At 55.7% G+C, this 15130-nt stretch carries 9 protein-coding genes; 6 read left to right on the forward strand and 3 right to left on the reverse strand.

The genetic code is table 11. The features are described from left to right. Window positions 1-239: 239 nt before the first annotated feature. The 3 genes from SFX18_02780 (at window position 240) to SFX18_02790 (ending at window position 3184) form a co-directional block, all read left to right on the forward strand. Window positions 240-1493 (forward strand): hypothetical protein, encoded by a 1254-nt coding sequence (locus tag SFX18_02780; GenBank protein MDX1962048.1) that lies wholly within the window; start codon window positions 240-242, stop codon window positions 1491-1493. Window positions 1494-1519: 26 nt separating this feature from the next. Further along, on the forward strand, window positions 1520-2611 hold the full coding sequence (locus SFX18_02785) for a DUF1559 domain-containing protein (GenBank protein ID MDX1962049.1): 1092 nt from the start codon (window positions 1520-1522) through the stop codon (window positions 2609-2611). A 120-nt stretch (window positions 2612-2731) separates the two neighbouring features. After that, window positions 2732-3184, forward strand: a complete 453-nt coding sequence (locus tag SFX18_02790; protein ID MDX1962050.1) for a carboxypeptidase-like regulatory domain-containing protein — start codon at window positions 2732-2734, stop codon at window positions 3182-3184. Window positions 3185-3279: 95 nt separating this feature from the next. Here the strand turns inward: SFX18_02790 and SFX18_02795 are convergent, their stop codons facing one another. From SFX18_02795 to SFX18_02805, 3 genes are all read right to left on the reverse strand, one after another. Beyond that, on the reverse strand, window positions 3280-4452 hold the full coding sequence (locus tag SFX18_02795) for a substrate-binding domain-containing protein (protein ID MDX1962051.1): 1173 nt from the start codon (window positions 4450-4452) through the stop codon (window positions 3280-3282). A gap of 192 nt (window positions 4453-4644) precedes the next feature. After that, complete coding sequence (locus SFX18_02800; protein ID MDX1962052.1) at window positions 4645-5937, reverse strand: aromatic ring-hydroxylating dioxygenase subunit alpha; 1293 nt, start codon at window positions 5935-5937, stop codon at window positions 4645-4647. Between the two features lie 178 nt (window positions 5938-6115). Beyond that, window positions 6116-9214, reverse strand: coding sequence for a sialate O-acetylesterase (locus SFX18_02805; GenBank protein MDX1962053.1), 3099 nt, complete (start codon window positions 9212-9214; stop codon window positions 6116-6118). Window positions 9215-9486: 272 nt separating this feature from the next. Between SFX18_02805 and SFX18_02810 the strand changes: the two genes are divergently transcribed. The 3 genes from SFX18_02810 (at window position 9487) to SFX18_02820 (ending at window position 15098) form a co-directional block, all read left to right on the forward strand. Beyond that, on the forward strand, window positions 9487-10170 hold the full coding sequence (locus SFX18_02810; protein MDX1962054.1) for an ureidoglycolate lyase: 684 nt from the start codon (window positions 9487-9489) through the stop codon (window positions 10168-10170). Between the two features lie 166 nt (window positions 10171-10336). Continuing rightward, the gene (locus SFX18_02815; protein ID MDX1962055.1) at window positions 10337-11728 is read left to right on the forward strand and encodes an efflux RND transporter periplasmic adaptor subunit; all 1392 of its coding nucleotides are present in this window, start codon (window positions 10337-10339) and stop codon (window positions 11726-11728) included. A 124-nt stretch (window positions 11729-11852) separates the two neighbouring features. Further along, a complete protein-coding gene (locus tag SFX18_02820) occupies window positions 11853-15098 on the forward strand; it encodes a multidrug efflux RND transporter permease subunit (protein MDX1962056.1) in 3246 nt (1081 codons plus the stop codon). Window positions 15099-15130: the final 32 nt, after the last annotated feature.

Here is a 15130-nt window from a genome sequence, read left to right on the forward strand (position 1 = left end):
GACCATCAACTTGGGCAAGCGGGGCAAAGCTGGAGGGAGAATCCCACGGGTAGCTTCTTGAGAGTGATATTTAGAAAAGGTTTGAATTGTATATGGATTTGCTAGGTTATTAACCCAAGAGGGGGAATTTCTCCCTTTTCTAGCTAAACTGGTAAAAACAGTCGGAGGATTTGCGCCTTCCGCCGGATATTGATTCAAGCGTATTTCCAATGCTTTTCGTACAATACAGGCATACACACATGGCCAGTTGGGGAATTGCTAGGGCGGATGGCAGGCAACAGTGGCGGTGTGAATCTATTCTGGTCGTTATGTTCATTCATCGGCAAATATTTTCGTGTAATTCCTGGTCGATAGCCGCCATTTGCTGGCGGGTCTGGGTTGTTATTTGCCTTCTGGGGAGCCAGGGCGCCGCAGCGGCGGTAGCGGGACCGATTTTGGTGGTGGACTATTCCTACGATACAACTGGCTTTTTTAATGATCCCCAACGGCGTGAAGCGTTGACCGTTGCTCTTGATAGTGTAAATCGCTGGACTGATCAATTGACGGCCATTGTGCCAGAGGGGGGAAATACCTGGACCGGCGTGATTGTCCGGCCAGATACCGGCATCGGCGCGTTTTTGCCGGGAGAGTCCCTCTCCGTCCCGGCTAATGTCATCCGCGTGTATGTGGGCGCGCGCAATTTGGGGACCAATTTTCTCGCTTCCGCGGATCGGGCGTTTAGTATCGCCTCTGGCACTCCCGCTTGGGTGGATACCGTGCGCTATCGGGGACAGGCGGGAACGGCGACCAACAGCGATTTTAGCCCCTGGGGGGGAACAATCACATTTAATCCTAACTTTTCTTGGTATGCCGGAGACGACGGGCAATCCATTCCGGCGGATAGTTACGACCTGTTTACCGTCGCCGCGCATGAGATGGCCCATCTGCTGGGCTTTGGCACGGCGGAGTCATTTAACGCGCAAATTACCAATGGCAACTTTACGGGACCGGCCGCGCTCGCCGTCGGCAGTCCGAATAATCCCTCCCTTGCCGTGGCCGCCGATGGCGACCATTGGGCGGGAGTCACGGCGTCGACCGTGGCGGGCCAGCCCGCAAATTCGCTGTTGAATGCGATCATCGGCCCGGGACAGCGGCTGCGCCTGACCGACCTGGACGCCGCGGTGTTGGATGATCTGGGCTGGGATCCCGCCATCAGGGGAGACGCGGACCGCGACGGCGATGTGGATTTTGAGGATATGTTCACGCTGGTTAATGAATACGGCAGACAGCACGCCGGTTGGTCGCACGGGGATAATGACGGGGATGGCGTGGTGGGATTTGCCGACGCCTTTGAAGCGACAAATAATTACGGCGGAGGTGCCGGGGCGATCAGCGCAAGCAGCCCAGTCCCCGAACCAGCGGCTTATGTGGCTTGGGGTTTGGCGGCGGGATGGGCCGCCTGGGCGTGGTCGGCCGCGGCCGGGGGCAAGCAGGTTGGATATATCGGCAGCTAGTATCCAGGATATCAGGAGTCTCTAGCATGGAGTCCAAAAAGAACATGAAATCCACGATGAGAACCGCTGATAGCGGCCGCGCGCCGCGATTCGATTTACCCGCGGGGCAAGCGGGCTTTACCCTGGTTGAACTGCTGGTCGTGATTTTTATCATCGGGCTATTGGTGGCGCTCTTGCTCCCCGCGGTCAGCAAAGCGCGCGAGGCTGGCCGCCGCGTTCAGTGTCTCAATAACCTCAAGCAAATCGGCGTGGGAATGAACGTCCACATCAACACCCACAAGGCGCTCCCCACGGGTACCATTCAGCCCTATTATCGCTATCATGGCTATCTATTTTGGCGGGATATTTTGCCATTCATGGAACAAAACGAAGTCTTTAAAATTATTAAAAAATATGAAGGGCACGAGGAACGGGGCGCGCCCCTCAATCCCTCGATTCGACTCAAACTTAACGGCGTAGGCGTTAATTGGTTGAGTTGCCCCTCTTCCCCCTGGCCCAAGATGATTTATTACCCCCGGGCGCCCGATTATGGCGTTTACACCGATGTGGAATTGCAGGCCTCCGACTATGCGGGCGTATCGGGATCGGTCGAAGGGAAGCAATCGGTGGTCTTTGGTGGCACGGTCCGGGCCAGTTCAGGTGTGCTGCACACCTATGTCGAGGACGGAACATACCAGCATAATGAACTAAAGAATGGTTGGCGCGGCCGCCAACCCGGCATCAAGCCGCGGGAAATCACCGACGGCCTCTCCCGGACGCTGATGGTGGCGGAAGCCTCCGGGGAAATGCTGCACCCGGATGATCCCGCCCCCAAAACTGGGCGAACATCGGATTATTTCTTGCAAGGTTGTTGCTGCGCCGATTGGCAGCCCACTTGCCATCGCGGACTCATGACCGTGCGGCACCCCATCGGCACGTTTGACGCCAGCGCGGTCGGCACGGGCAATGTTGGTGCTCCCCACCAACCGATTAACTCCATGCATCCCATCGGCGGCTGCGTGGTCCTGTGCGACGGCTCCACGCATTTTTTAAATGACCAGACAAACATCAAAGTCCTCTATCACCTGGCCGATCGCAATGACGGCTTTAGCGTGGGTGACTATGGAGCAGGCAAATAATTTGTGGCTGGCAAGCAGGGCAGCCGTAGCCGCAACGACGGTGGGCACCAGCAGTCGTTGCGGCCGCTGCGTTTGGTTTTCACTGGTATAATATTTAGCTTTTTTAGCGGAGCCTAGCGCGTGCCAGATACTCGCTTAACAATCGCCGAATTTTACTGCCGCTCGATTAGTTGGGGGATCTGCTTTTTGATTATCTCCTGCCTTTGTGGCTGCGGAAATAATCTGGCCGTGGTAACAGGTACTGTCACTCTGCAGGGTAAACCGCTGGCAGGAGCCATGATCTCCTTTAATAATCCCGACACCGGGATGTCCCGTGAATTTAAAATAAAACCTGATGGCACTTATGAGGTCAAAATTTTGGAGGGAAAAGGCCTCCCCCCCGGCAAATACCTGGTGGCGGTTCACCCCCATTATTCGCATATCCCGCCTAATCCCGGCCCGGATGGCCAAATACGTTCTGATAACCCAATCGATCTCATCCCGCCTAAATATCGCAATTATCAAACCAGCGATTTAGTGCTGGATCTTCCCCCCGAGGGGAAAGTTTTTGATGTCACGGTGCCAGTCAAGTAGCAATCTACCAAAGATTCCCGCTACGAATAAAGGTGGGCTTATTAACTGGGCCAAGCCAGGGAGCTTTTGGCCCATGGGTCAAGCGGCCGATCGTGTTACTTTTTTATGCTTTTGAGATGCTTGCGGCGGTACAGCGTGGGAGAGATGCCCAGCGCCCGGCGAAAGTTGCGAAGCAAATGGTCGGAATTTGCAAAGCCGCAAGCCTTGGCGACCTCGGGCATTGATAAGCGGGAATACAAGAGCAGGTTTTGGGCGTGTTGCAGGCGGATGCGGCGGATTTCTTCGGCGGGAGAGCGTCGCAGATACTTCATAAGTCCCTGTTCCAGGGCGCGGCGGCACAGCGGCACATGACGCAAAATATCCTTGACGGTGATCCCCTTGATCGCATGCTCGCGAATGAAACGGATCGCCTGCGATAACAGGGGATCGTCGATAGCCACGGAATCCGTCGAATGCCGCACCGTCACGCTAATGGGATCAACCAAGAGGGGTTCGGGAGGAACGGCAGCACCCTCGATTAATTCCTTTAAGAGGTTTGCCGCTTGATAACCCACTTGTTCCCCCGGTAAGTCCACGGAGGACAGGGGCGGCTTGGCCGTGCCGCACATCACTTCATCATAATCCCCCGCCAAGATCGCCAACTCTTCCGGCAAGGCTAAACCGGCGATGTGGCAGGCCTCGGTCACTTGATGCGCGCAAATCGCGTCCCAGCATAACACCCCCGCGGGTTTCGGCAGGCTTTTGAGCCACTGCACCAGATGCTCCAACTGCTCTTCCCACGCTTGCCGCGTTTTATACCGCTGCTTGGACTGATGGCTGCTGCAATCGTAACCCAGCTTTAGTAATTCATGGGCGTAGCACTGGCCCAGGTCGTCGGCTTGGCCGGGGCGAAAAACCGTGCAGCCTGCATAGGCAAAGTTGGCCAGTCCCAATTCGCGAAAATGCTCGATCGCCAGGCGGGCGACAGTTCGGGGATTGGGAATGCAGCGGGCAAACTGGCCAGCGCCAAAATTTGTCCACGACACATTCACCACCGGACCGCCAAACTCTAACAGCTCTTCGGCGATTTGCGCACTGCTCACACGGGCAATGACGCCATCCCCATGCCATGGACGGGGAAGGCAAAAACGGTCAAAATTTCCCCACGGTTGGAGATACAAACTCCAATTTTCGTGAGTGTCGTTGAATTGGCGAATACCGCGAATGATCCCCCGGCCCCAGGAGGTGGCGGTATCAATTAACAAGGCGATACGCTTGGCCTGTTGCATCGCGCGTTCCGGTCTGCAAAGTACAAATTTGTCCCCTTTTACCACATGATTAATGTAATCCGGCGGCAAGCCGTGGGCAACAAAAAAATCCGCCTTTATATCTTTGCGGAAAGACGCAAAAGAAGTGGAAATGGTTATGGAAATATAATGATCTAGTGAGCGCTACGCGGGTGGAAACGAATTTGCAACATACTACAAGGACTGAGCTAGTTGCACGGGTGGATTCTCTGGCAACGCCAATAACGTTGCTAATTGATCCAAATACCAAAGCACAAATTGCTTCACATTCTTTTCCATTTGCGGGGAATAAGGCCCGGGCTGGTAATAATGGGAATTGACCCCATGCTGCTGGGCCTGGCAAAGCTCCCAATCCTGTTCGCTGGTTTTTTGCCAAAATGGCAATAACCGGGCCAGGGTGTAGTCTTTGTCCTGCTGGGCCGTATCCCGCACCAACCAACTGACGCGGATCCGGGTGGAGTCGGGGGAAACGGGCAGGACCTGGGTGGCAACCGCATGGTCACTGTTGGCGTGGCACCAGTAATTGGGAAACGTGGTGATCCGGGCGGTTCCGGCGTCATAGGTCAAGAGCTTGCCCAGACGCGGCGCGACAGGCTGGCCATCCAGGCTTTCGGTTAAAAATCCTTCTTTGAGGGGAGTGCGGTTTGCCCGATACCACTCTCCCGACATATCGGAAGAGTAATTTGCCTGATGGCTGGCAACACCGGCGGTTTGCCAGTTATCGCGCGCGGCGGATAATCGCATGGCAAGTTCGCGCTGGGGATCTCCGCGATCACGCTCCACGTCATACGTGGCGGAGGTGTATTCCGGATGATTGGCCAGGCAATGGTAACATTCGCGGTTATTTTCGATAATAAGCTTCCAATTCGCGGGGACCAAATACTCTATGCAATGGGCGACCTTGGTATTGGGCAAATCGTGGGGGAGCAATTCCGCCGCGAGCGCGGCGCGGGCCGGGGCAAAATCCGGCGGATTTTGCCCCAAATGCATAAAGACCAGCCCCGCGACTTCTTCCATGCGCACCGGCAGTAACCCATGATCGCGCGGATCAAACCCCAGCCCCATGCCGGGAGAGGAAATCAGCTTTCCACCCCCGCCGTAGCTCCAACGATGATAAGGGCAAGTCCAGCTAGAACGTTGGCCCGCCGAATCGGCGCAGATGCGCATCCCGCGGTGCCGGCAGATATTGTGATAGGCGGATAACCCATGCTGGGGATCATGCCAGACTAAAATCGAGTCGTTAAAGAGATTTACAACGACAAAACTGCCTGGTTCTCGCAATTCACAGAGATGAGCGGCGAATAACCACCCGGACTGCCAAACGGCCAAGCGGTCCCATTCAAAGACTTCCGTCGAGGTGTAATATTCTCGCGGCAACGAATAGCCATCGCGCACCGTGCGCAGGCAGGCGGCCAATGCTGTCCGGCTGGTCGGCGTCAAGCATGGATTTTCCAGTGAATCAGCCATGAAACGCAAAACCAGACAGTTGGGTGGAGTGGAACGGGCGGCCTGGCAAACTAAAGAAATTGAACTGGTGATATTTCAAACTGCCAGATCGCAAAAGCTCGTGATATTGAGATTACCTGAAATCACGCTTTCTGCCATTCGCTTTCGCGCAACAACTCCCGATTTTTGCGCAAACCGCTTATTTTTCCGTCGCCGGCTCATAATCAATAGGTTGTCCATCCAGATTCCACTTGGCCGGAATTTCCACTTCCAGATGTCGCAAGATCGTGGGATACAAGTCGACATTGGCATGGGTGTCCCGCAATCGTCCCGGTTTGACACCCCGTCCCGAAAGAATACAAAAACCGTTGCGAATTTCGGGAATATCCCGCCCGCCGGAATGCCCCCGCCCCTGGCCCCCATGGTCGGTGCAAACCATGATCAACCAATCCTCCGTGGCGGCGGTTTTTCGGTTCTTGACGGCCGCTAGGACTTTTGCCAAATGCAGGTCCACCTCCTCGATGGCATTGGTGTATTTGTAGGATTTGGGGTGAAAACCATAGCCATGTCCGGCGGAGTCGGTATGTCCAAAATAGACAAAGATTGCCGCCGGGTCGGAGGTTTCGAGGTATTTGGCCGCCGCTTCGGCCACCAGTCGGTCGGCGTCTCGATAACCGTTTTTGTCCCCATCCAGCACCAACCGGGCAAAGTCCGCCTGAGCCAGGCAATGATCGTACATCGGTTGCCAAGAGACAAAGGCCGCAACCTCCGCGGCGGGTCGGGCGGATTTGATGCGGGCCAGAAAAGAGGGGTAGGCGGCCAGTTTGTGCCCGCGAAAATCATTGCCGACGATGCCATGCTTGTCCGCCTGGATTCCATTAATAATCGTCGACCATCCCGAGCCGCTGGCGGTGTCGGCGTTGGTTTTGCGCTGACCCAGCACGTCCATCTTATCGGTGTAGGCGCCGGTGGCGATGAGCTGTTTTAAATTTTCGGCCTGGGAGTATTCAATGGCATCCCCGCGCACGCCATCAATCCCCACCAATAAGACTTTCTTAACCAATTGGCCTTGCGCCGCTGCGGAAGGAGCTACGACTGGCTCTTCCTGCAAACAATATATCGCACTGGCGGGGAGGGGCTGTTTGGGGAGATTAGGCCCGGCGTACAAAAGCTTTAAATCGAGTGTTCCTCCTCCCTGAAAGTACTCAATTTCTAATTCCACGGGTCCGGCGGGCAATTCGATCGGGTCTCCCGATTTTTCGATCGCGGGATGAATGCCGTCGTTTTCCACCACGGTCCGGCCATTGACCCTGAGCCGACTACCATCATCCGATGCCAGCGTAAAAGTGTAGGGACCGGCCTGGGGCAGCACGCATACTCCCCGAAACCGCAAAGCATAATTGCCCGCGGGACGGGCCATATCAAACTTTAGCCCGTCGATCACTCCCTCCCGCAGGCGGGTCATTTCATCCAGGTTAGGCAGACGGGCCAAATCGGAGCGGGATTCAAAGTAATCATAATGCCAGCCGGGAACTAGCTTTTTTCCTTGATATTCCAGCGGTTCCACCTTGGTAAAGGTGGCCTCACTGACCAAACTGGAACGGCCCGTGGGGGTAAATAACCGCGTCCGAATCTTGACGCTATCATGGATTTTCACCGTTTTGTCAAACAGTGGCGAATCCTGGGTGGGGACCGCTCCATCCAGCGTGTAACGCACTTCCCCGGAATTTCCCAGCATTTGCAGGGTTAAATCTTGGGCATCAGTAAAGCGTTCGTTACCGGTGACCTTGACCGCGTCGCAGTAATTTCGAAACGGCGACGCCGGCAGCCCCGCACCATTAATCAAATTGGGATTGGCCGATTTATTCCAGCCAAAGCGCACAAATTCCGCATCCGGCAGATCGTCACTCCAGACGGTAAGGGTTGTCCCCTCGATGGTCCCTTGCGCGGGAACAAACTTTTCCAATGTCCCCACCTCTAAATGGCTAGGGGGTTGCCCATCGCGGGTCTTTAATCCGTCGGCATGCTCAAATTCGATGATAAACTTTTGGCCATCGCGTTTTGCCGACTTAAACAGCGGCCCCGAATACACCAGATCCCGCTTGCCATACGTTTTTGCCAACGCCCATAAGGCCAAACGTTCCCCCACATCGTGTTTGTTATTGGGGTGAATGTCATTGACGTTATTCACCAAATCGGTGGTAACCGCCATGCCGGTTTGGGGAATGGCAAGGGCCCGCAATTGGGCATCCCAAATCCCCTCGAGATTGCCATCGGCATAGCGGGCGTACGGAGCGAGCTGCACATAGTAAAAAGGAAAGTCCCCTTGCTGCCAAACGCCGCGCCAACCGTGGATCAGAGCCTGCATCTTTTCATAATATTCCATCCCCTGGCCATTGTTGGCTTCCCCCTGGTACCAAATCACCCCGCGCATGCCATAGGGCCGTAGGGGGTGGATCATGGCGTTATAAATGCACCCCGGTCCCGTCCCGACCAACGGATGCTGAACAAGGGCGGGCTGGGGAGGCCATTGACCAAAGGGAATTTCGCGTATTTTGGCCCCCCAAGCGGCTTGGCGGTCCAGGCTTTCGGGCAATTCCCGCTGGTATTGTTGATTGGCGGAGCGGATCTGTTGGCTGAAATGTTGCAAACCCGGCACATGGTCAAACCCCGCCAGCGGGGTCCAGGGTTCAATAGCCGTCCCGCCCCAGGAACTATTGATCAGACCAATCGGCACATTTAATTCGCCGTGCAACTTCTTGCCAAAGTAATACGCGACGGCGGAAAACTTGCGCGCGTTGTCGGGAGTGCAAGGGAGCCATTCGCCGACAAAATTGGTTTGGGGAACGCCGCTGGCGATCAGGGGAACGGTTAACAACCGAATGTTCGCATGCTTGGCGGCGGGAATATCTTGTCCAGCGCGGGCGCTGGATTCCAAGCCCCACTGCATGTTGGATTGGCCGGAACAAAGCCAGACTTCGCCGATTAGCACATCCTTATAAGTGATGCTATTTTTACCCACGATTCGCAGTTCGTGCGGGCCCCCCGCGGCAAGGGGCGTAAGATCGACGCGCCAATTGCCGTATTTATCGGCCGTGGTTTGCTGGCGAAGATCGGCCAATTGGACAGTGATCTCTTCGCCCGGTTCGGACCAACCCCAAATGGGAATCGGCTGATCGCGCTGCAGCACCATATGATGGGAAAAGACCGCGGGCAATTCCACCGCCGGGGCAATCCCAGGCAGGGCGGTTAAACAGATCGCGAATACAAAACTCAATAGCCAAGTTGGACGTGGCATGGATTTTGGCTCGTAAAAAACGTAATGATATGCCACATGAGGGCGTGTGTCAGCGGTGGTCTTATCCTCATTGGTGCATCTATAAAACGTCAAGTGAGAATGTGATTAACCGCGGGAATTGCGCAAAATGCCGCGAACTCTGGATCATGCCAAAATTTACTGGTTGACCCAAGCTGGATGTGCTGGGTAGAGTAATTCTGCTTACGCCAGTCAGTTCCCCGCGAAAATGAAATGAGCGCATCCCGCTAAATTAGCTTGGAGTATTTTTGCACATGATGCCCGCAACCACGCCCAGCGCTGAAAAAATCGACTATCTTAATCCGGGCGTTCCCGGGGAATTGCCCTGGCACGAAGTTCCGTTAGTACGCGCCACGTCGGAAAGTCTGGCGGGATATGGGCTGTTGGTCGATGACCCGGATCATTTTCCCATTGAAATAGTCACCTGGCCCGCCCAAGGATGGCGGCCCGTTGACGCGGGGACCGGCAACGAAGCCGGCACGACCAAGGGGAATTTTCGTTTTTGGTGGGAAGGGGACGTGCTCTTTGGCAAAAATGAGGCGGTCCAGGCGGAATACTTACTGGGATGGTCGTGCAATCCCGGCATGGCCCAGCGTGGGCCGACTCCTGCCGCCACCCCTCCGCAAGTCCTGCTATGGCATGCCAATTATCATCCCGATGGGGGGCAACTCTTTTTCCCCCTTGATCGGCAGCCGTTTGTCTGTCCGCTGGCCCTTCCCGGGGATGATGTCCGCCCCGAAAATTTTGTGGCGTTTGTGTTTGATGGAAGCCAGGGTTTATACATTCACCCGAATGTCTGGCACGAAGGAATTTTTCCGCTGGTCCCTCAAGCGACGTTTTCCGATGAGCAGGGACGGGTCCACGCCCGGGTCAGTTGCAATTTGGCCCGGGAATTTGGCGTTTTCCTCAGTGTGCGCTTAACCGCAAATGGAATTTAACACGATTCTCATTAATTTGTCGGCCTCACTTTGCTAAAAATGCCCCTCTCCCCATCTTTTTATAAGGCCCGCGAACTATAATTACTCAACGTTGTCCTCCTTGTGAGTTGGGGAGGATAAAGCAGGCATGATCCCGTCACGCGTTGATTAACAGTTAGCAAGTCTTATGTCCGATCCATCGCCAGCGCATTTTCCACTAAAGAATTCGGCCTTGGGCCTGATCGCTTGCCTCTTGATAGCCGGTTGCCAGCCTCCTCCCCCCGCTTCCGGCCCACCCCCGGCAATGTCTGTCACTACGGTCAAGCCACTGGTCAAGTCGATAGTCGAGTGGGATGAATATGTGGGCCGGTTGGAGGCGATCGAATTTGTCGAGGTTCGCTCGCGCGTCGCGGGTTATTTGGATGAGATTAAATTTGGCGAAGGGGATATTGTCCAACAAGGCCAAGTGCTGTTTGTGATCGATCCCAAGCCCTTTGCCGCCCTGGTGAAGGCGTCACGGGCAATGGTGAACGAGTCGCAAGCCAACCTGGAAAAAGCCAAGTCCGGCATGATCGAGGCTGAAGCCCAGCAGGTATCAGCAAAGGCCCGCAATGACCTGGCGCAAAAGAATTTTAATCGAGCGGCCATTTTAATCAAAAACAACACAATTTCTCGCGAAGATTATGATCTGGCGGAATCGAAACAAGTCGAAACCGCCTCCGAGGTCGAAGCCGCCGCGGCGCAATTGGCGGTCTCGCGGGCAAATTATGAATCAGCCCAGGCCGCGGTGAAAACCGCCGAAGCCAACGCCGCCGTGGCGGAATTGGAGCTATCTTATACGCAAGTCACCGCGCCGATCACGGGTCGGATTAGCCGTCAATACATTACCCGTGGGAATTGGATTAGTGGCGGCACCTCTCCCCAGTCCACGTTGCTGACGACGATTGTTTCGCTCAATCCGATTCACTGCATATTCGACGCCGACGAAGCGGCCTATTTGAAATATGTCCGCCTAGCAAAATCCGGCGAGCGGGAAAGCAGTCGCGTGGTGCGAAACCCCGTGTACCTAGCCCTGGCGGATGAAAAATCATTTCCCCATCAAGGCCACATGGACTTTGTCGATAATCGCCTGGACCAGGATACCGCGACCATCCGGGGGCGGGCCATTTTTAAAAATGACGATCTGACATTGACGCCGGGACTTTTTGCGCGGGTTCGATTGCCGGGTAGCGAACGGCATTCCGCCATCATGCTGCCGGATCAGGCCATTGGCACCGATCTGGCTGAAAAATTTGTCTATGTGGTGGAAGCGGGAAACAAGATTCGCCGCCAAGTTGTCACCCTAGGGCCAATTATCGACGGATTGCAATTGATTCGAGAGGGACTCAAAGGGGATGAAACGATCGTATTGGACGGCATCCAACGTGTGCGCCCCGGCAGCGAAGTCCAAGCCAAAATGGTCACCTTTGAACCTGTGGAAGATGGCCTGCCGGACGATTATCAACCCGTTCCCCAGGATCAATGGATTTCCCGCCAATCCAGTCCGGTTACTGTTGAAAACGAAGAATTAAAAAATTGATATTGGATGATTTCAAGTTTGAGATTGTATTGATCCCCACTAGTCCCTCGCCCTACCCACTGCACCTCAGTTCCCCTCACTCCTGCACCTCCGCTCCACCGCTCTCCCCTCACCCCTTACCCGCATGCGGTTTGCACAGTTTTTTGTCGATCGACCCATCTTTGCCACGGTGATCAGCACGGTCATTGTGATTCTGGGCGTGGTGGCGTATGGGACCCTGCCGACGGCCCAATATCCCGACATTGCCCCGCCGACCATCGTGGTGCGGGCAAGTTACCCGGGTGCCTCGCCCGAGGTCATCGCCGCGACCGTCGCCACCCCGATCGAACAAGAAGTCAACGGCGTGCAGAACATGCTGTATATGTCGTCGGTCAGCACGACCGACGGCCAGATGACGCTGACCATCACGTTTAAGTTGGGGACGGATTTGGACATCGCCCAGGTGCAGGTGCAAAATCGCGTGGCGATAGCCGAAGCCCGGCTGCCGGAGGAAGTACGACGGTTAGGAGTGACCACGACCAAGTCCTCCCCCGATATCCTGATGGTGATTCACCTGAGATCACCCGATAAATCCTACGACCAACTGTATATCGGCAATTATGCCTTGGTGCAAATTCGCGACGCCTTGGCCCGTGTGGATGGCGTGGGAGACGTTACCCCGTTTGGCCTGCGCGAATATAGCATGCGGGTCTGGCTGGACCCCGAAAAGCTGGCCCATTTGCGGTTGACACCCGGCGATGTGGTAAAGGCCCTCCGCGATCAAAATGTGCAAGTGGCATCGGGGGTCATTGGGCAAGAGCCGATTCCCAATGCCAGTAATTTCCAATTAAACGTTAACACCTTGGGCCGGCTCAACGACCCACGCCAATTTGAGGAAATCGTTGTCCGCACTGGTCGCCAAGGGCAAGTGGTCAAGGTACGGGATATCGCCCGGGTCGAGCTGGCCGCGCGTGATTATTCCGTGATCAGCTACCTGGACAATGAACCCGCGGTGGCAATCGTGGTCACACAACGTCCTAGTTCCAACGCCGTGGCCACGGCCGAGGCCGTTAAACATGAGATGGCCGAACTGGCCAAAAATTTTCCCCGGGGGCTGGAATACCAGATCGTTTATAACCCGACCGAATTTGTCGAGGAGTCCATCACCTCGGTCATCCATACACTTCTTGAAGCGGTCGTCCTGGTAATCATTGTCGTGCTCGTATTTTTGCAAAATTGGCGGGCCACGGTGATTCCGTTGGTGGCGATTCCCGTTTCGCTGATTGGCACGTTTGCCGCCATGACGGTCTTTGGCTTTTCGCTGAACATGCTATCGCTGTTTGGGCTAATTTTGGCGATCGGCATTGTGGTGGATGACGCGATTGTCGTTGTGGAAAACGTCGAACGGCACATCGCGGCGGGCATGTCCCCCCGCGCGGCGTCCTACCGCGCCATGAGCGAAATCACCGCGGCGGTTATTGCCATCGCCTTTGGCCTGTCCGCCGTGTTTGTCCCCACCGCATTTTTGACGGGCATCACCGGGCAGTTTTATCGGCAGTTCGCCCTGACCATCGCGGTCTCCACGCTCTTATCCGCGCTGGTTTCCTTGACATTGACTCCCGCGCTGTGCGCCATTTTGCTCAAACCGCACGACGCCCCCAAGGATTGGTTTACTAAACTCTATGACTTTCTCTTGGGCTGGTTTTTTCGCGGATTTAATCTGGCATTTGACAAAACCAGCAACTGGTACGCGGGAGCGGTAAATTTTGTCGTCCGCTTTCCGGTCCTACCGCTCATGGTCTACGGAATTTTGATCGCCCTGACTGTGTACGGTTTTCAAATTGTGCCCACCGGATTTATCCCCGCCCAGGACAAGGGCTACCTCATCACCGCCATCCAATTGCCCGATGGCGCCTCGCTTAAACGGACCGACGAGGTTGTCCGCCAGGCCACCGAAATCATCCTAAAACATCCCGGTGTGGAGCATGCCGTGGCGTTTGTCGGTTTTTCCGGGGCGACGCGGGCCAATGCCACCAACGCCGCGGCGATTTTTGTCACGCCCAAGCCCTTTCATGAGCGGATCGCCCATGGGCCGACGGCCAATGAACTGCTCATGGATTTGCAGCGGGAATTATCCCAAATTGAAAAAGCCGACATCTTTGTGGTTCCGCCTCCGCCGGTACAGGGGATCGGCACCGCGGGAGGATACAAATTTTTGGTCCAAGACCGCGCCGGTCGACCCCCCAGCGCCCTGCAGCAGGCGACCGATGACCTGGTCGGCGCGGCGTACCAGCCGGGGTTGCCCCTGATGGGCGTATTTTCCACCTATCGAGCCAGCGCGCCGCAGCTCTATGCCGAAATTGACCGCGTCAAGGCCCAGATGTTGAACGTTCCCTTGCCAAATATATTTGAAACTTTGCAGGTAAACCTCGGTTCGGCGTATGTGAATGACTTTAACCAATTTGGGCGGACGTTTCAGGTGCGGGCCCAGGCCGATGGGCAGTATCGCACGCGCCCCGAGGACATCCTCAAGCTCAAGACCCGCAACGCGCGGGGAGAAATGGTGCCGCTGGGGTCGGTGCTTAGTGTGAATTGGCGCAGCGGCCCCGACCGCGTCACCCGCTATAACATGTATCCCGCCGCCGAGGTGCAGGGAGACACCTTGCCGGGATATAGCTCCGGCCAGGCCATCGCCGAGATTGAGCGCCTAGCCGACGAAAAACTGCCTCCCGGCATGACCATCTCTTGGACGGACCTGGCCTATCAAGAGCAACTCGCCGGCAACACCGCCATCTATATTTTTCCCTTGTGCGTGCTGTTTGTATTTTTGGTTCACTCCGCCGAGTACGAAAGCTGGTCGCTGCCCCTGGCGATTATTTTGATCGCGCCGGTTTGCATACCCTTTGCCCTGGGGGGCGTCTGGCTGCGGGGGATGGATAACAACCTGATCACGCAGATCGGCTTTGTGGTGTTGATCGGCCTGGCGGCCAAGAACGCCGTGTTGATCGTGGAATTTGCCAAACAACTCGAAGAAGAAGGCCGCGAAACCGTCGCCGCCGCGGTCGAGGCCTGCCGCCTGCGCCTGCGCCCCATCATGATGACCTCGTTCGCGTTTATCCTGGGCGTAGTCCCCCTGGCCCGCGCGGTCGGACCGGGGGCGGAACTGCGGCAGGTTTTGGGGACGGCGGTGTTTTTTGGCATGCTGGGCGTGACAATCTTTGGCCTATTTTTGACCCCGGCGTTTTATGTGATCATTCGCCGCCTGACGGGGACCAAGTTTAAGAAACATGGGGAGGAAGATGGTGAATTAACAGCCTACACCCCCGAACCAGTATCATTAAATGGCGCAAACTCCACGCCACTCGCGGAATTGGAATACTCAAGAAAATAAATTGCGTTGCTGGAGCGAAATAGGGTCTTATT

The organism is Pirellulales bacterium (assembly GCA_033762255.1).
Taxonomy (GTDB): domain Bacteria; phylum Planctomycetota; class Planctomycetia; order Pirellulales; family JALHPA01; genus JANRLT01.

What these genes read in the sequence shown, in the direction of transcription:
- SFX18_02795 (MDX1962051.1), bottom strand. Translation starts at nt 4,452, where the DNA reads ATGCAACAGGCCAAGCGTATCGCCTTGTTAATTGATACCGCCACCTCC.
- SFX18_02785 (MDX1962049.1), top strand. Translation starts at nt 1,520, where the DNA reads ATGGAGTCCAAAAAGAACATGAAATCCACGATGAGAACCGCTGATAGC.
- SFX18_02815 (MDX1962055.1), top strand. Translation starts at nt 10,337, where the DNA reads ATGTCCGATCCATCGCCAGCGCATTTTCCACTAAAGAATTCGGCCTTG.
- SFX18_02820 (MDX1962056.1), top strand. Translation starts at nt 11,853, where the DNA reads ATGCGGTTTGCACAGTTTTTTGTCGATCGACCCATCTTTGCCACGGTG.
- SFX18_02800 (MDX1962052.1), bottom strand. Translation starts at nt 5,937, where the DNA reads ATGGCTGATTCACTGGAAAATCCATGCTTGACGCCGACCAGCCGGACA.
- SFX18_02805 (MDX1962053.1), bottom strand. Translation starts at nt 9,214, where the DNA reads ATGCCACGTCCAACTTGGCTATTGAGTTTTGTATTCGCGATCTGTTTA.
- SFX18_02780 (MDX1962048.1), top strand. Translation starts at nt 240, where the DNA reads ATGGCCAGTTGGGGAATTGCTAGGGCGGATGGCAGGCAACAGTGGCGG.
- SFX18_02810 (MDX1962054.1), top strand. Translation starts at nt 9,487, where the DNA reads ATGATGCCCGCAACCACGCCCAGCGCTGAAAAAATCGACTATCTTAAT.